10 protein-coding genes and 5 pseudogenes are annotated in these 16,639 nt (G+C 58.9%); 4 read left to right on the top strand and 11 right to left on the bottom strand.

Features of this window, described 5'->3' with window-relative positions:
• Positions 1–29 precede the first annotated feature (29 nt).
• Entirely contained in the window at positions 30–1,748 is a 1,719-nt protein-coding gene (locus tag IF809_RS30145) for an asparagine synthetase B family protein (RefSeq protein WP_441258785.1), read from the top strand.
• 402 nt (positions 1,749–2,150) lie between these two features.
• On the opposite strand, the gene IF809_RS30140 is transcribed toward IF809_RS30145, so the two are convergent.
• The 3 genes and pseudogenes from IF809_RS30140 to IF809_RS30130 form a co-directional block, all read right to left on the bottom strand.
• Positions 2,151–2,774 carry a CDP-alcohol phosphatidyltransferase family protein gene (locus tag IF809_RS30140; protein ID WP_375790951.1) on the bottom strand — a complete coding sequence of 208 codons (624 nt, stop codon included), beginning with the start codon at positions 2,772–2,774 and terminating at the stop codon, positions 2,151–2,153.
• Positions 2,775–3,140: 366 nt separating this feature from the next.
• Positions 3,141–3,935: a phosphocholine cytidylyltransferase family protein gene (locus tag IF809_RS30135; protein WP_441258786.1), complete on the bottom strand. Its 795-nt coding sequence runs from the start codon at positions 3,933–3,935 to the stop codon at positions 3,141–3,143.
• A 141-nt stretch (positions 3,936–4,076) separates the two neighbouring features.
• Positions 4,077–4,872 (bottom strand): annotated as a pseudogene (locus IF809_RS30130) (isocitrate lyase/phosphoenolpyruvate mutase family protein).
• 593 nt (positions 4,873–5,465) lie between these two features.
• Between IF809_RS30130 and IF809_RS30125 the strand changes: the two are divergent.
• On the top strand, positions 5,466–5,678 hold the full coding sequence (locus IF809_RS30125) for a helix-turn-helix domain-containing protein (protein WP_028153753.1): 213 nt from the start codon (positions 5,466–5,468) through the stop codon (positions 5,676–5,678).
• An 801-nt stretch (positions 5,679–6,479) separates the two neighbouring features.
• Here the strand turns inward: IF809_RS30125 and IF809_RS30120 are convergent.
• On the bottom strand, positions 6,480–6,866 hold the full coding sequence (locus tag IF809_RS30120; RefSeq protein ID WP_240537804.1) for a Crp/Fnr family transcriptional regulator: 387 nt from the start codon (positions 6,864–6,866) through the stop codon (positions 6,480–6,482).
• Positions 6,867–7,124: 258 nt separating this feature from the next.
• Here IF809_RS30120 and IF809_RS30115 point away from each other — a divergent pair, with 258 nt between their 5' ends.
• Positions 7,125–9,161 (top strand): prolyl oligopeptidase family serine peptidase, encoded by a 2,037-nt coding sequence (locus tag IF809_RS30115; RefSeq protein WP_202949173.1) that lies wholly within the window; start codon positions 7,125–7,127, stop codon positions 9,159–9,161.
• A 740-nt stretch (positions 9,162–9,901) separates the two neighbouring features.
• Positions 9,902–10,108 (top strand): cold-shock protein, encoded by a 207-nt coding sequence (locus tag IF809_RS30110; protein ID WP_018645234.1) that lies wholly within the window; start codon positions 9,902–9,904, stop codon positions 10,106–10,108.
• 394 nt (positions 10,109–10,502) lie between these two features.
• Here IF809_RS30110 and IF809_RS30105 read toward each other — a convergent pair.
• The 7 genes and pseudogenes from IF809_RS30105 to IF809_RS30075 form a co-directional block, all read right to left on the bottom strand.
• Positions 10,503–10,694 (bottom strand): annotated as a pseudogene (locus tag IF809_RS30105) (transposase); the annotation flags it as partial.
• 593 nt (positions 10,695–11,287) lie between these two features.
• Positions 11,288–11,584, bottom strand: coding sequence for a hypothetical protein (locus tag IF809_RS30100; protein WP_249165080.1), 297 nt, complete (start codon positions 11,582–11,584; stop codon positions 11,288–11,290).
• Positions 11,554–12,342, bottom strand: a complete 789-nt coding sequence (locus tag IF809_RS30095; RefSeq protein ID WP_441258787.1) for an MFS transporter — start codon at positions 12,340–12,342, stop codon at positions 11,554–11,556. The genes IF809_RS30100 and IF809_RS30095 overlap by 31 nt, the downstream gene beginning before the upstream one ends.
• 318 nt (positions 12,343–12,660) lie before the next feature.
• Positions 12,661–13,655: pseudogene (locus IF809_RS30090) on the bottom strand (IS110 family RNA-guided transposase).
• Between the two features lie 146 nt (positions 13,656–13,801).
• Positions 13,802–15,358, bottom strand: a complete 1,557-nt coding sequence (locus IF809_RS30085) for an ISL3 family transposase (RefSeq protein WP_441258788.1) — start codon at positions 15,356–15,358, stop codon at positions 13,802–13,804.
• 391 nt (positions 15,359–15,749) lie between these two features.
• Positions 15,750–15,950: pseudogene (locus IF809_RS30080) on the bottom strand (IS701 family transposase); the annotation flags it as partial.
• Between the two features lies 1 nt (position 15,951).
• A pseudogene (locus IF809_RS30075) lies at positions 15,952–16,474 on the bottom strand (helix-turn-helix domain-containing protein); the annotation flags it as partial.
• Positions 16,475–16,639: the final 165 nt, after the last annotated feature.

Below are 16,639 nucleotides of genomic sequence, written 5' to 3'. Positions count from 1 at the left end.
GTCGCATTGACGGATCGCTGATGAGACGAATGGGACGGCTGCTCCCGCAAGGCGGATCAGAGGTTCACATTTGGGAATATGGTCCGGCGCACTTCGCTATCCGCGCTGGCTCTGATGGTGGCCTGGCGCGTTCGGGCAATACGCTGATTGCCTCTACGGGGCATCTGCTTAATGCGGAAGGGGTGTCACTCTCCGTGCATGACGTCGCGGAGGGCTATCGAAGACAGGGCATCCAGTTTTTTGATGACTTGGATGGACATTACGCGATTGCCGTCTGGGATGCCTCGCTTTGCAGTTTGGTCCTGGCCCGTGACCCGTTCGGGGTGATGCCGCTCGTCTTTGCACAGGGAAAGGACTGGACCGCCTTTGCGACGCACTATAAGGCGCTTCTTGCAGTATCGCAGATCAGCTCCGAACCTGACCTGCCGGCGATCAATACGTTCCTTTACAACGGTTGGGCCCCCCCTGGTCGAACCTTTTTCAACGACATTCGGCCAGTCTTGCCCGGCAGCGCCGTCATCGTCGGCCTAGAGGCGCCGAAAATTGTCCGCACAAAGCCCCGGCCTTGCGAATACGAGGCGCCGAGCCAGCCCGTCTCGCCCAAAGCTGTCCTCGAAGCGGTCGAAAGATCTGTCAATGCGTATGCCCATGATGCAACTGGCAGAATTGGTGTGTCGCTGAGTGGCGGCGTCGATTCGGCGCTCATCGCGGCTCTGCTGCGCAAGCGCCTACCTGGAACGCGGTTGTGCACCTTTACGGTCGGACACGGCGAGTCCGATCCGGATATTGCTGGTGCGCGGCAGACGTCGTCGGTTCTCGGAACCTGTCACCACGAGATCATCGTCAGACCGAAAGATCTGATCGAGCTGCTGCCGACGACAGTCTGGTGCTTGGAAGACCCAGGTGGCTATGATGAGTTCCCGCAGCTCTATGCGTTGGCGCGCGGGGCGGTCGGGAAGGTCGACACGCTGTTTTCAGGAAATATGTGCGACACACTGTTTGCAGGAATGCCCGCGCATCGCCGACTATGGCTTGGACGTCATGTGCCCGGCGCCAAAAGGCTTCTGCGCGAGCTGCGCTCTGCGGAGTGCTCGGGCACGCTTCCGGCTTCTTGGCTGGCCCGTGCGATCTTCCGTGCAACGAAAGGCAGCCACCCTTTGCCAGCGCCGTGCAAAGCCGGTCAGAACCAAAGTCGCCTGGCAACAGAAGAAATGACCTTTGTTGATGAAGACGCGCCGCTTTTCCGGATGTTGGGCTCAGCATTGGCTTCATGGGACAATAGGATGGGGGCGCAGGAGGTGCTCGCGGCGGAGTTTGGCCTTAAATCTTGCATGCCTTACGCCAGTAAGCACCTGATAGATCTAGCGCTCCGAATCCCCGATCGCCAAAAGGTTGGTCCAACTCAAGTGAAGGCGATTCTCCGCAAGGCTGCGGAGCTCGTTCTTCCGCGCGTCGTCACGCACAGAAAGAAGTATATTCAACAGTTTCAGTATGACGCCGACATGGCCGATGTGATCGACGATTTGTATTCGCGGCTGTTCGCCCCGGGCAGGCGAGCCCGAGTTAGGATCGTCAACCTGGCAGATGTGGAGCGCCTGCTGAGACGCGGAAAGCGGCCCTACCAACCTGTCGAAGTTCGTTGGCTTTGGAATGCGATAACCGCGGAAATCTGGACGCAGCAATTTGTCGACCGCCGTGAGGACTTTCTCGGTGATGCGAGGAAGGATATCGGACCAATCTCACTATAGCCAGAGGAAGGCGATAACAGCTCGGCCGGCGGTGCGGCGCTTTCCAGGCGCACACGACCGATCGCGGGAACCAAAACAGCCCGCCCCGGGACAATGGCTTGTGATTTGCAGTGCGCGGGCTCCATGACGTCGAACACTCCATTCGCAATCTTGCCAATGGCCGGTAATGCATCGTGAGCCGGTGAATTCTCGCGACCTATGTTCAGACATTGGACGTGTAAACCGGCTGAGTGTGCTATCCGTGGGCTGGAGCGCGTCGTCCCGTCCGGCTTATGTCGCCATCACGTTGTTCCGAATCAACCGAAGGATCAGCAACCAGACAATTGCCTCCTCGTAGTGCCCTTACTTTCCGCCGCACCAGATTGGTCGTGGGGCCAGCTGCGCCGGCACGGGACGGCCCGCTTAGCTGGGACTAGACAAGCTGATCGCTACCAGGGCCACCGAAAGCGCGATCGCTCCGATCGTTGCAATTGGAATTGCGCGGCCCTGTATCGCTGGAACCCGCACAAAGGTGGAGACGTAGAGAGTAGCAAGTGCTGTGAAAGCGAGAGCCAGAACTGTCGGGAACAATTCCGCCCAGATGAGTGGCCGAATCAGCAACATCACAGCCAATAAGGGCGTACCATACGAAACTGGAATTCCGATGAACTTCGCGTCAGCCGTTAGGCCGACATTTTCGAAATAGCTCAGCCTGATCGCACCCGACACGACGAGCACGAGGCTGGCACCAAACGAGATTCCCGAGCCGTCACCCACAAGGATGATAATGACGGCGGGAAACCAGACCCCATGTACAAAATCGGCAAAGCCATCGAAGCTTTGTCCGAACTCAGCCATTCCCGGCAGACGCATACGACGGGTCTTGCGAGCAATGTGCCCGTCCCAATGATCCAAAAACCATGTCCAAAGCATCGCGGCAGCGCCGAGCTCCGGTCTACCATTCAGGGCTAGGAAGACGCCGACGACTGCGAAGACATAGGAGCAAGCCGTGATTGCATTTGCACGATCAACCAGGTATTCAATCATCTCTTTGCTCCTGCTGTTTTCTATGTCCACTTGACGAGGTGCCTTGCTGCGGCAACGCTAGTCCGCCCCTGTCCTCTAGAGCGTAGATTTCTCCTTTCGATTGCAAGCAGGTCATTTCCTCATCAATCGCAATCAACAAATCTCGTTCTGGTTGCCCAGGCCCATCGCTTTCTCGAGCTTGGGCTGGCCTCGTACCTATTGCCCTTTGATCGGATCGAAGGAGAGGGAGTCCGCCAGGATAGCAAGGAGCACCAGCGGCGGAGCGCCAAAGTGGTGACCAGGCAATACTTGCCGTTGGTTGATCGACATGGACATCAGATCTGCAGGTCGATTGGCTTCGGCTCCGGTGTCCAAGCGGGCAATTTCTCACTTATTGTCTAAACTCGGTCGCTGCCGCAATACCGGCCGGCTCGCGAAGATGGTTTCGGCGATCTGCAGATCGACGGGTGTGTCGATCTCGTACCACTTAAGACCATCGCATCGGGCTGCCGCAAGCTGCAGTCCGCGCTGTTCAATCAGATAGGCGAGCAGTTCTTCAGTGTAGGCCCGCGTCGCGCCGGAGCCGATGATCTCGTTGAGCGCTCGAACAATCATGGTTCTGAGAGTCGAAGCCGCGAACCGCATCACATTGAGTGTTTTAAAGAGGGGCGGACGGTCGGCGGGGCGGCTTGCCGAGGTTTGCTTCATCCGGAACGCGGAAATCAGTCCGCTATCCGACAGAAAAACGGCGGATCCTTGCATGATTTCGGTAAAGGGAGCTACGGCGGCGGCATCAGGAGCCTCGCCCATCAAGCAGCGTAGAACATCCTCCTCGAAAAAGACGTCCCCTTCGAGCAAATAGCAGTCGCCCGACAGAAGTGAGTCTCGCGCGAGCCACAGCGAATAGGCGCTTCCGGTACGCTCGAATGCGGGCGTCTCGAGATAATTGATCTCCAGCGTGCCAAAGCGCTGACCGCACGCGTATTGAATGGCGTCCTTTCGATAGCCGACCACGATAGTGACGTCTTTCACCCCGGCTATGTCCAGATTACGCAGAGCATTGAAGAGGATAGGCGTGCCGTTGACTTCGACCAAAGGCTTTGGACGCAGATCTGTCAGCGGTCTCAGGCGCGAGCCGACACCAGCTGCGAGAATGACGGCCTTTCTTGGGGTATTACTCATTGTTTGTTCGCCCCAACTAACAGGCGTATCGGTTTCGCTGCAGAGCGTCAGGTGATGTGCGTATCACCTCTGTGAGATTCCAACTTAAGGTCCAGCCCCTGTTGGCCAAAGCAGAGTGAATGGGGCCAAACAAAATCATTGCTATCGCTTATTGGGCTGAAGGTACCGCTTCTCAGCCCTGGCGAGCTCATCGTATTGGAGCATGTCAAACACCTCTTCGAGGTCTGCGATATTCGGCTCGATCGTTGTCGCGTTCTCCTCAGCGAAGAGGCGGTCGCAGAGTTGCCGCATCGCGCTGACCGCGGCTCGCATGGAATGGTTGAACGATGACGACGGGCAGGCTGTTCTGCCAGGCGCGTGCGAATGAAAGAATTTCGTCTGCGGAGCTGCTTCGCGAATGAATGAGGATCGCATCCGCTCCGGCTTCCCTGTACGCGTGAGCGCGTGAAAGTGCTTCGTGCATACCATGGCCGGCGATGAGCGCTTCGATTCGAGCCACAAGGACGAGATCCGTCGCTAGCGTGTCCTTTACTGCCTGCAAGCGGCCACAGAACTCATTGACCTCCGCGAGGGGATGACGATTGCCGACAAAGGAGTTCATCTTCGGAAAGCAGCTGTCTTCCAGTGCAACACCCGCAGCGGCACGCTCACGGAGCTTACGAGCCAGTAGGCGGGCATTGTCGAAGTTCCCGAAGCCGCCGTCGCCGTCAACCAGGACAGGAAGTTGGCTTGAATCCACGATCCGCTCAACGGCGTCGACAAGCTGGCTCCACGATGCTTCGTTCGCGTCGCGGTAACCTAGAGAACACGCAATGGACAGACCGGACGCCCAGAGCCCCTTGAATCCTGAGCGCTGGGCGATTGTCGCGGACAGGCCGTCATGCGCCTCCATCAGAAACGAGAGCTCGCCATTCGAGCAGACCTGGGCACGAAGCATTTCGACAGGCGGCGGCGGAGTGCATTGATGACCTGCGTTGGGCCGAGCGGATTGTGGTTGATACTTCATACAGAAGTCCTGAGGCCGGCCTTCGATTGGCGCAAGCTGCACTGCTCATACTTTTTGTTGTGATGCCGATCAATGACCAGCGTTGGTAGTTGATTCGCACGTAAAAGCTTGCATGATCGCCATAGGATGGGCGCCTAACCCGGGGCTGTTGTGATAGGTGGATCCGAGCCGACACGTTGGAAAGGAAAGCTTTGGTGCAAATGAAGGATCTCGGCTCGCAAGCCGGGTGCTAGGGCCCTTCACAGAGCATTCACCCCTTGCGGGAGGGCGCCTGGCCAAAAGGTGATATCCAGCTCACACAGATGTTGAGCAAATATGGACTGCTATGGTTGTCGTAGTTGCTGCTGTTGCGTTTTCGACATATGTCGCAATCCGTCGATAGGGCTGCAGTTGGGTGGCAGTCTCCGGAGAAGTGAACCGGCAATCTCCCAAGATCTTGTCCTGCCGCGAGAGTTTGAGGTGCCACGGACTGGTATGGCATTTGCTGATCTCGTTCCACGTCCTCTCTGCTCCAGGAGAAACTCATGGCGGATGTGCAAGGGGTTGGTCTGTCGTCACGGGAAAGACAGTGCTTGCGATGGGTCGAGGAAGGGAAGTCATCCTGGGCCATCGGAGTCATCTTGAAAGTAAGCGAGAACACCGTCAACTTTCATGTCAAAAATGCAATGCGAAAGCTGGAAACGACCAGCCGTACCCAGTGCGTCGTCAAGGCGCGGCGGTTGCGTCTTATTGAGTAACGGCCGCCATTCCGCTGCCGCTGATGCAGATCTAGCGAAATGTAAGGGGCGACTGTGGGTTGCTCCAGCGCAATGCGAAGCGAATTACGCGACCGCAGCTGTATAGCCATACAGGCGCTGTTACTATGAATAGGGGCGTGCTTTTATTCGGTCGCCGATCGTCACTGCGGGCGCCGCGGACCACTAGGCGAGGTGAGATAATCGACGCATAACGCTCTTGAAAACGTGACTGCCGGTCGGAGCGCAGTGTCAACGTTGTGATCAATTGCGAGAATTGGTCGGTGACATCAATGGAACGTATCGCTGCGGGTCGCGCTGGCGTAGGCGACAATCAGAATTCTGAGCGTGAGATGACTCGCCGGGCCTTGTCTTGGCTGCCAGGAATCTTCGGAAGGGACACTATCCATGCGCCGGGCACCCAATTGACGAAGTCGGCTGGCGGGCTGCGCCGTGGAAAATGTCATGATCAATATACAAGATACGACAGGCCTCGGCTGGTCGGCAACCGAACTCGTTGGGCCAAGGCAGCAGGATCTTGCGTTGATGCTCAACCTTGAATTGCGTTTCATCGTCCGGCCGCCCGCTAATGGCCGGACGCATCGCGCGGCTGAACGACGACGCGTCAGCGTCGCGACAACCGCCAGCTGACCAGCCAGGTATCGCCGACGACCGGTCACCCACCGCCCGCTACACGGCGCAAGGGGAGCGATTGATTGGTGACGGGGTGACCTTCTCGGGGCGAATTGTCTCAAGTTCGCGGTCACAAGCACCCGAAGGACGCAGAACGCCAGTGGCGAGTTGCTAGCTCGTCTGTTCTTCACCGAGAGCGCGGACTGATAAGGAGGGAGCATAGGCAGCTGAGACGAACTTGTAGCAACGGTACGCTTTATTTTCGAGTAATTTGTGTTCATCGATCTGCAAGACGCCTCGCATCTTGCGAATCAGGGCTTGCTCCTCGAAGCGGATCAATGTTTCGGTCACCCCCGCGCGGCGCAGTCCCAGCACCGAGGACAGGTAATCGTGGGTGACTGGCAGCACGCGGGAGTCATCACCAGCAAGGCAAATCCAGCTCGCGAGGCGCTGTTCACGATGGTGCCGTACCCCGCACAATCCTGTCTGGACGCACTGAAATGTCAGCGCTTGCACGTACTCGAACAGATGGTCTCTAATCTCGGGATGCACTTTCATGATCCGACGAAGATCCTTGAGGCTTGTGGCTCTTTAGCCGGCACGCAGCTTGCAGTGGATGGTCCGCGACATAGCGCAAGCGGCGCTGTGTCATGCGCTTCCGTGCTTTCCGCCGCGTCTGCTTGACGCGCCAGGGCCCGCGAGCGTGGCCGCTGGACCTCAGCCGGAGCAAGTCCATGAAAACATCACTCTTGTCCGCTACGCTGCTTTCGAATCCCGCTTCACTTCCACGGGGCTTTCACAGGAGCGAACGGAACGGTGACTGATGACCCATTCCTTTGGCTCGAGGAGATCGAAGGGCCAGACGCAGTGGCTTGGGCCCGCGCCGAGAACGAGAAGACGCTCGGGGTGCTCCAGTCAGATCTTCGCTATCGGCACTTCTACGAACAGGCGCTCTCCATCCTGCAGGCCAAGGATAGGATCGCATACGTTTCGTTGGAACGGCGAGCTTTGGAGAATTTCTGGCGAGACGAGAACCACCTGCGCGGCATCTGGCGGCGCACCACGCTTAAGAGCTATCGTAGCCAAGACCCACAGTGGGAAACCATTCTCGACGTGGACGCCTTGGCGGTCGCCGAGAACAGGAATTGGATCTTTCAAGGTAGCAGCTGCCTTCCGCCTGAAGAGCGCCTCTGCCTGATTAGTTTTTCCGATGGCGGCAAGGATGCCGCGTCCATACGAGAATTCGACTGCGACGCCAAGACCTTCGTTGCGGATGGCTTTTATCTCCCAGAGGGCAAGCAGCACGTCAGCTGGGTCGATCGTGACACACTCCTTGTTGCACGTGACTGGGGCGAGGGGACTTTGACGCAAGCCGGCTACCCCTTTGTGGTGAAGGAGCTCAAACGCGCTCAGGCGCTCAGTGAGGCTCGCGAGATCTTTCGTGGCGAGCCCACCGACGTTTCGATGTCCCCCTTCGTGCTTCGTGACAGCGAGGGCAACATTCATGAGACCGGCGCGATCCGCGCAATCAGCTCTTTCGAGTCCGAGTATGTGGTCTTCCGCCCCAATGGGCCCGTCAAGCTCAATCTGCCGAAGAAGGCCGCGATGATCGGTCTAGTGGGTGGTCACCTGCTTGTAAGGCTTGATGAAGATTGGAGGCCGCCAGGCGATATCAGCTTCGCCGCCGGATCGCTGATTTCGTATGATCTGGCCGAATGGAAACAGGATCCGATGCGTGCCAAAGCCTCGCTCGTCTTCCAACCTGGGCCCCGCCAGGCCCTGAGCGGGTTAGGCGCCACAAAGAATTTGTTGATCCTGACGATCCTTGAGAACGTTCAGAGCAGAGCGTTCGCTTATAAGTACGATCACGGAGCTTGGTCCGCGGCGCCCATCCCGCTGCCGGAACATGCAAATGTCAGCCTGTTAGCCACCTCCGATGAAACGGACCGAGCCATGTTCGCGGTCTCGAGCTATCTCAGACCAACCTCAGTCTGGTATTTTGATGTCGAAAGCAAAAGCCTTGAGGAGTTGAAGACGACACCGGCTGCCTTCGATGCGTCCAATCATATCGTGGAGCAGCTCGAAGCCACTTCGCGTGATGGCACGTCAATTCCCTATTTTCTGGTGCGGCCGAAGAACGCAAGATTTGACGGGACGATCCCGACACTTCTTTATGGCTATGGCGGTTTCCAGGCTTCGCTTCTGCCCTCTTATCTGGGACCGGTGGGACGGCTCTGGCTCGAACAGGGCAATGCCTATGTCGTGGCGAACCTGCGTGGGGGCGGCGAGTTTGGCCCACAATGGCATCAAGCGGCCCAGACGGCAACGAAGCAGACGACATGGGATGATTTCATTGCCGTTGCCGAGGACCTGATCCGCCGGAAGATCACAAGTCCGAGCCGGCTCGGAATCATTGGCGGCAGCCAGGGCGGCCTGCTCGTTGGCGCCGCAATCACCCAACGTCCCGAACTCTTCAACGCGGCCATCATCAAGGTGCCGCTGTTTGACATGCTTCGATACACCAAACTGGGCGCAGGCGCCTCCTGGATCGGCGAGTACGGTGACCCTGCCATTGCCGAGCAGCGTGCGTGGATCGAAGGCTACTCGCCCTACCAGAAGCTGATGGCGGGCAAGACTTATCCCGCTCCCCTAATTCTTACCTCCACCAAAGACGACCGCGTGCATCCAGCGCACGGCCGCAAAGCTGCCGCGAAGCTCGCCGCGCTGGGCCAGCCTTACTTCTATTACGAGAACATCGACGGGGGGCACAGCGCCGCCGCCAACCTCAGGGAATATGCGCGTCAACTGGCCCTTGAATACACCTATGCATCGAGGCGGCTTTGTTCTGAGTAAAATTCGGTCAGCGGGCTGAGACCATTGGTTATCTCAACGTATTCACGGTGCTCAGCTGAATTCATCGAACCCAAGGCGAGAGAGCTGATGAGCCGCCGGCAGACGCGATGAAGGTCGTCAGATGCGCAAGTTACCGGTTTGAACAGCCTCCACCGCTGGCGAGCGGGTTTCCTGGCGTTCAACCACAACATGACGAGCGGGCGGTAAGTTGCCAGATGCGCTTCCTTGAGGATTGTCTCGCAGACCCCTGTTCGTCCGACATGGCCGGCGTGCGGCTAATATCTAAACGCGAACAGCTAAAGCGCAGCTCTGGGACTGTCTTCGTGCTTGAGAAAGCATGTCACGTAGCTCAATGCAGGCATGGCGCGGATTGATTATCCTGATCCCAGGCTGCGCGAAGGAGTTCACGGCCGCCCTGTCGTTCAACGACGATCAATCCCATTCGCTTTAGCTCGGCTCCGGATGAGCGCGGCGTGTTCGAGGCTCTGCAACTCTTCTGTAAGCCGCTAGCGCGCGACGAGTGAAGCGAAGGTCAAAACGTCATCCGGATCCTGAAGCCTTGAATCGAAGTGTGGTCGACGTCACGGCGCTTTCTGTCGTTTGCACAATGCGGCCGCAGATAGACCATGCGATAAAAAACGAGCATGTGACCAGCGCAGCGACGCTGGCGTCTTGCCGACCATCTTGATGGCCGGCAGACTCTTCGCTAGATCACAACGGTTCACTATGGAGATGCCGCCGTGGCAATGGGTATTGTGAAGTGGTTCAACTCGACCAAAGGTTATGGGTTCATCAGGCCTGAGGACGGAGGTCCCGATGTCTTCGTGCACATCGGTGCCGTCGAAAGGGCCGGTTACACCACTCTCGAAGAGGGGGCTCGGGTAAGTTATCAGCTCAAGGCCGGGCGTTCGGGCAAGATGTCAGCTGAGGATCTTCGGGTTGGCTGATCCGACTCGCCTCCGGAAACCGCTCTCTGCAAAGCGTGTTCTCGCACCTGTCCGGCGATGCCTTGTCGGGGCGCGCCGGGCGTTTGGCTTTTCGACGGTCTCTTCCAGCCATGAGGCTGTCTCGCAAACCGCATGACAGCGTTGATCTCTCGAGGCCGTCCACCGATCACTGCCGTCAGAGTTACAAGAGTTGCGAGCGGATCGCAGTGTGGGCGTGGCAAGATATTCCTGCGCCCCGAACTGTACGCTCGTGACCAACGCGCCGGGAAGTGCACGCCGCCGGGCTGGTGCTCCCCTGTCCAGGCGTGATGCATGTAGCTCATGAAGGTGCTCGCACAACCGGGTTCGTCCGTTATGGACCATACTGGCCGGCTGCGCTGAGGCAACAGCACACCCGCAGCAGCTTCTCCGGCGGGATCGACGGCCGCCCAATCGGCGAATAGAGCGCGGCAAACTCGCGCTCCAGCGTCGACAGCGCCTCGTTCACGATCGTCCGGATCGCTCGCAGCGGATGGTCACGCCGCACCCGAGCCTCCAGATCGACGTAGCTGAACAGCTCGCCCGTTCGATTGTCGCCGCCGCGCACGCATCATCTCCGAATCTCGTCGGAGCCAATGAATCACGGTCGCTGGTCGGCGGCGAGCACGTTTTTCAACTGCCTGCTAGAGGCGTACCTCGCACAAAGACTTTCGAGGATGAACGTTACGTGCGTGAATTGTATTGGGATTGGTCAAACCATCCACTTCGATAGACAGATTGGAGTAAGCGCCAAAGTCACCGCTGCGCGGCCAGTTGCTCCACCAGCTTGTCGCGTGGCCCTGCCGAGCCCGCCCTTGGACGCCTCCGGCTCGGCCTCTCGTGGCTGGAAATGGGGCTCCTCATCCTCGGATGAACCCGCGCGCCACCGTACGCCACCCTCGTAGCCGAGCGACACGGACGCGCCGCCCGCCGCCATATGTGCCGGGTCGAGACCCGTTGTCCCTTCAAGGCGTCCATCTCCGCCTCCAATTGGTTCAAGCGAGCCAGCATCGCCTTGAAGGCGCCAGGGCGGCCCCTTAGTTGTTTCGTACGAGGCGGAACGCGTGCGGCTTCGATCCAAATGCATAGCACGCTGCGGAAATGCCGTTTGAGGCTTCGTTCTTAATTGTGGGACTGCAATAACTCGATCGTTGAGCGATATCATCTCGGACATGCTGCAGTCGCGGTTTCTGCAGGTGCTGCGTCACGCATGAAGGCAACAGCCAGCCCGATGCCGATGAGACCAATCAGGATCGATGCCGCAGCCAGAGACGGGACGCCGCTAGTCTCGACAAGGATGCCGCCGAGAAAAGCGCTAATGGCGATCCCCGCGAAGGTGGTCGAGCTGTTCATCGCCAGTACCAGCTTCGACCTATCTCCGGCCAGACCGAGAAGACGGTGCTGGATCGGGACGAGATACATGTAGCTCACGTTACCCCAAAAGAAGGCGATGAGCACGGTGAGGCACCATGCTGTCTGAACGCAACCAAACCTACGAGCAGGATGAGTTGCGCGCCTACAACCGCAATGAGAACTTTATACGGGCCAAAACGGTCAGTCAGAACGCCGCACGCAACGTTTCCCGTCACGGCTCCGAAGCCGTAGGCAAAGAGTGCGGCTGAGAGCAGCGGCACCCCGGCAAGCAGAGAACCGATGATGAATACGCTCACATAGGAGTAAACGATGAACTCGGAAACGACGACGAATAACGTCACGGAAAGGATACCGTAGGTGGCCTTGGAGAGGCCTTTTGAGATCGGGCTGTTTCCGCGCTCCGGCGCCTTGGTAGCTATTCCGGACATCATCGGAGCGAAGATTATCAATGCGAGAAGCCCGGCAATGACGACGAAACCGAATGAGAAGCGCCAGCCGATAGCATCCGCGATCCAGCTTGTGGCAGGAACGCCGGCAACCTGTGAAACAGTCATGCCGCCAAAGATGAGAGACAACGCGAACCCTTTGCGGGCTGGCGGCAGGAGTTCCACGGCCAGCGCGGTAGCCGACGGGGTGAACATCGCCGCGCCGTAGGCCGAAATGACGCGGCCTGCAGCAAGGGTGAGGAAGTTCGGAGCGATCGCGCAGATCAGGTTACCGATGATGAAGATCGAAACGGACAGAATCTGAACATTATGGCCGCTCATGGCCTTGAACATCCAGGCATTCAGCGGCGCGAAGACTGTCATTCGGCCCTTTAATTGCGGATTGTTGTCAATCACCTTTTAAACTTTCCGACGGCACGACGGTAGCGCTCGCGCTGTCGGAGCTGGTCAGGGTTGCGGAGACGGCGCGAGCGCGGCTGATGCGTACTTTGCCGGCCAGGCATTGGATCGCCCGGGCTGGTTATGTCTTCACTGGGGTCACGGTCCTTTCCGAGGTCGCGCAGCGCCTCATGATGATGTCCGGGTCGGACGCCTCAACGTTTGCAGCGGAGTACGGTCGAGCCGCCACCAGCCGAATGAACGAGGTCGCCTCAACACCGTCCCAGCGGGACATCGCCAGTCCGGCAGACCGGACCAGGAACTTGCGAGCAAATATCAGACTGGCTGCGGCTGCCCCCAGTCGAAGGATGTGCCATGATGCAGTGAAGGATGACTGCGATCTTTCGGGCGACAGCGACCTTTGCCTTCCTCATACCGATCCGCTTGGCGAGCTTCATGCCCCAGGCCTTGAGGGAAGACCACTTCTTTGTCCGATAGAGAAGTACGGTGGCGGCCTCAAACAAGTAGGTTCGGAGAAGCCGGTCGCCCCATCGAGATATCTTGCCGTTGATGTCAGTTTCGCCAGATTGGTTGCGCCGAGGTGTAAGGCCGAGGTAGGCGCCGACTGTCAACGCCGACAATGGGTCATCGATCGTATGGCGGAAAGTCAAGGCGGTCACCACGCCGACACCGGGAACGGTCATTAGGCGGCGCGTCGTCTCGTCCGCCTTCGCCAACTGGCGAACTTCGTCGTCGAACTTGTTCTGCTGCTGACAGATATGCTCATGGATCAACAGGAGCGGCGAGATCACGCTAAGGAGTGGATGATTATCGCCCAATAGCTCGCTGACCAGGTTGCGGAACTGCTGGCCGATTGCGCGCGGGAACAGCAAGCCGTATTCTTTGATCAAGCTCCGGACCTGGTTCTCGATGTCTCGGCGCATGGACACGAGCCGGGATCTCGCGACGAGTATCGCGCGGATCTTCTGACTTTCCTCGCTCTTGACCTTGACTTCTCGATACCAACCAACCCGCACCAGTTCGGCCAGACCTCGAGCATCATTCTGATCGCTCTTGTTCATGCGTACGGACAAAGCCGCGTGGGCATGCCGCGCGTCGATGCAAACCACTAGGAGATCGACCCTACGAAGTTCATGCCATAGCCAGCTCGCCATCGCCCCGGTCTCAAATCCGATGCGCTCCGCTTGTGGCGCCCGCTTGCGAAGCAATGCCGCGAGCGCCCCGGGGGCGGACTTTGCCTTTCCTTCGAACAAGATCTGACCCACTTCGTCGACCACACATACCGACGTTTCTTTTTGCGAGACATCCAGCCCAACATATTACTTCATGGCCCCCTCCGATTCGTGAGATTGCGGGAAGGCTTGAAGATAGCGGACCTTTTTGAGCCGCGGGCGCCGACCGCAATTACGTCATCGTCTGCAAAATTGGCTCTGACGCAGTTTTGGTGCAGCTGGGTTTATTCTGCGCCGATTAGTCTGGCTTGAAGCAGATCGATTTTGCCACGGCCGTACATTTGGCGTCTGACGAGCTTGAGGCGCGTGATCTGCCCCTCAGTCTGTCCGTTGGACCAGGGCGAGGTGATCGCCGCCCGAACCGCCGCTTCATCGTTCGTTACGCCGCGGGCGAACGATGCAACAAGACTGGCGCGAGCGCGCTCGATCCATGGGACGAGGCCCGCCTCGGTCTTGCGTCGGATCATCAGGTGGAATTTGGCGATGATCTCGCGTGCCTCGACCAGGGGTGGCACGCCAGCTTCTACCGCAGCGACGGTCACCGTCTCTGCCTTCGATAGCGTAGCCCGTCCGACGGTCATGAGACGAGCGATCGTTCTGGCCGATGGAATCCGATGAAGGGTTTCGACATCAGTCTTTTCGGCCCGCCGTCTACGAGTCGTCCACTCGCCGACAACACGAAGGGAGCCTCGGAAACCGCGCGCCCGTAAGCGGCGCCAAAGTTCAGCGCCGTTTCGGCAACCGGCTGCCCATTGGTCGTCGAGCCATGGCAGGTGCTGATCGAGAGAGCTCTCCCGGGTCCGGAAGACATCATGGCGTTCGCCGCGGATCACCTGTCGCACCAGCCCCCTGCTGTGGCCCGTCTGGCGCACTATCTGCTTGATCGGCGTCCCACCTTTCGACAGGCTCAAGATGGTCGCGTTAGCCTCCTCGCGCCGGAGATAGCCCTCATATTGGAGACGCTCCACAGCTGTTAGCAGCTCGGGATTGATCGTAGTTGCTCCGATTGCGCTGCGGATCTGGCGCATCGATTTTCGGACGGCATCGAGGTAGGCCCGGCTGGCGTTCTCCATCAAATGCCAACGATCTGCGACCTGTACCGCGTGCGGCAGGGCCTTTGCTGCGGCTTCGCCATATCCTCCGCCGCGGTCGCGGGCGACGATCGCGATCGTGGGATGGGCGGCGAGCCAGGCCTGGGCGGTCGAGGGCTCACGGTCCGGCAGCAGGGTGACCACCCGGCGCCTTTCCAGGTTGCAGATGATGCTGGCGTATCGGTGATTGCGCCGCCAGGCCCAATCATCAATGCCGATAATCCTGAGCGGGTCAGCCGGCGGACGGCTACGGCGTCGAACCACGCGAAGGAGCGTATCCTTGCTCACCGGCAGCATCAGCCGTTTTGCGAAGCCTGCCGCCGGTCGTCCGCCAAGAGCCAGACCGAGGTGATGGACAATGGAGTCCGGCCTCGCCGTGCGTCGCGCTGATGGAGCCAGCAACCATTCGTCGAAGCGCTCAGTAAAGATTTGGCGCCCGCACAGGACGGCGTCGCAGCGGAAGCGGCGGGCGACCACCAGGAGCTGTACGATCCGCCCCGAAAGCGGGAGGTCAGTCACGCGTCGCCGATACCGGCTATGGACACGCCGAGAAACTGTTCCGCACAAGGGACACAGACCGACGCTTCCGGACGCCCGGATCTCAATCACGGCCTTATCACCTTCGTAGTACGCACTCTCTACAACAAACCCACGCGGCACCAGACTGGAGCGGTGGAGTGCTTGCTGCATGGCGTTGATTCTCCTCCAATCAAAGCGCCACGCATCCCCCAAACTGCATCAAAAGTGAGTCAGAGCCAAATTTACAGGCCGATTGACACTTTGCTGTCCCGACGAATGGCCGAGCGCTCAATGCGTTTCGGTTCTATCTGACCGATCTCTGGAGGCGGACGCTTCGGCGGCGCAGTCAGCGGACCTGTCTGACCTGGGATCGCATAACGCAGATCACCGATGACTGGCTCCCCAAGGCTCGCATCCTTCATCCATGGCCGAAGCTGCGCTTCGCCGTCAAACACCCGAGGTAGGAGCCCGGTGCCTTAATTGGGCTCGCCGGGATCTGCGCGGGGGGCGCCCAGTGATGGGTGTCCCTACCGCGAACAGAATGCGTTTGCGCCACTGTTTTTCAAGGATTTGCTTTCGGCAATATGGGCACTGCTGAGACGGCGGCCGAAGGATGAGATCGACGATGGCGAAACGTACGGCGGGCATGGTTGGTTGAGGCGGAGGCCCGTTGATTCTCTTTTTTTTGCCCCGCGTATGCGAGGCGATGATGTTGCAGGAAGGCGTAGGCAATCATTGTCATCAGGGCGTGGCGATGAAGACCTGAGGACAATGGCTCGGTTCGGGTAAAGCCAGACAATATCGCGCACCTTATCGACGAATAGCGGATCGCTCGACAGTTTAAATGTCTGGCTGCGGTGCGGCTGCAGGCCGAACGCCGTCCACTTTCGGCCGATCGTGGTGTGAGAAAAGCCAGTTTCCGCAGCCATCGAGCGGATCGACCAGTGCGTCCGTCGCGCGGCGTCGTACGCAATGTCCGCTCGATTACCACAGCAACCTGATCGTCGTCGATGGTTCGAGGGCGCCCAGGACGGGCTTCGTCAAGCAGGCCATCACAGCAATCCTTCAAGAATCGGCGGCGCCACTTGCCAACGGTGTGTTCATGGATGCCAAGTTTGGCAGCCACCGACTTGCTTGGCAGACTATCTGCACACCGCAGGATCGCGCGGCAGCGCTCAGATAGCGATTCGGCAACGCGATGACGACGAGCCTCTCCAAGTACGCCCGCTCTTGCGGACTAAGCACCAGCGGCGCGATCGGCCGGCCTCGCACACCCGCATTCGCCACGAGCACTCTCCTCTGTAGAGATTCGAGCTATCAACTAATGTGACGAACTTGCGTTCCAGAGGACTAGCACTACTTTGGCAGAATGTGTTTGCTGAGGCGGCGGCCGAAGGATGAGATCGACGATGGCATGGCGTACGGCGGGCATGGTTGGTTGAGGCGGAGGCC

This window comes from Bradyrhizobium sp. UFLA06-24, from assembly GCF_054967145.1.
This window is presented reverse-complemented; position numbering and strand designations above follow the sequence as displayed.

Excerpts from the sequence above, each read along its gene's own strand:
- IF809_RS30145 (WP_441258785.1), top strand. The coding sequence starts at position 30 with ATGGGACGGCTGCTCCCGCAAGGCGGATCAGAGGTTCACATTTGGGAA.
- IF809_RS30140 (WP_375790951.1), bottom strand. The coding sequence starts at position 2,774 with ATGATTGAATACCTGGTTGATCGTGCAAATGCAATCACGGCTTGCTCC.
- IF809_RS30135 (WP_441258786.1), bottom strand. The coding sequence starts at position 3,935 with ATGAGTAATACCCCAAGAAAGGCCGTCATTCTCGCAGCTGGTGTCGGC.
- IF809_RS30125 (WP_028153753.1), top strand. The coding sequence starts at position 5,466 with ATGGCGGATGTGCAAGGGGTTGGTCTGTCGTCACGGGAAAGACAGTGC.
- IF809_RS30120 (WP_240537804.1), bottom strand. The coding sequence starts at position 6,866 with ATGAAAGTGCATCCCGAGATTAGAGACCATCTGTTCGAGTACGTGCAA.
- IF809_RS30085 (WP_441258788.1), bottom strand. The coding sequence starts at position 15,358 with ATGCAGCAAGCACTCCACCGCTCCAGTCTGGTGCCGCGTGGGTTTGTT.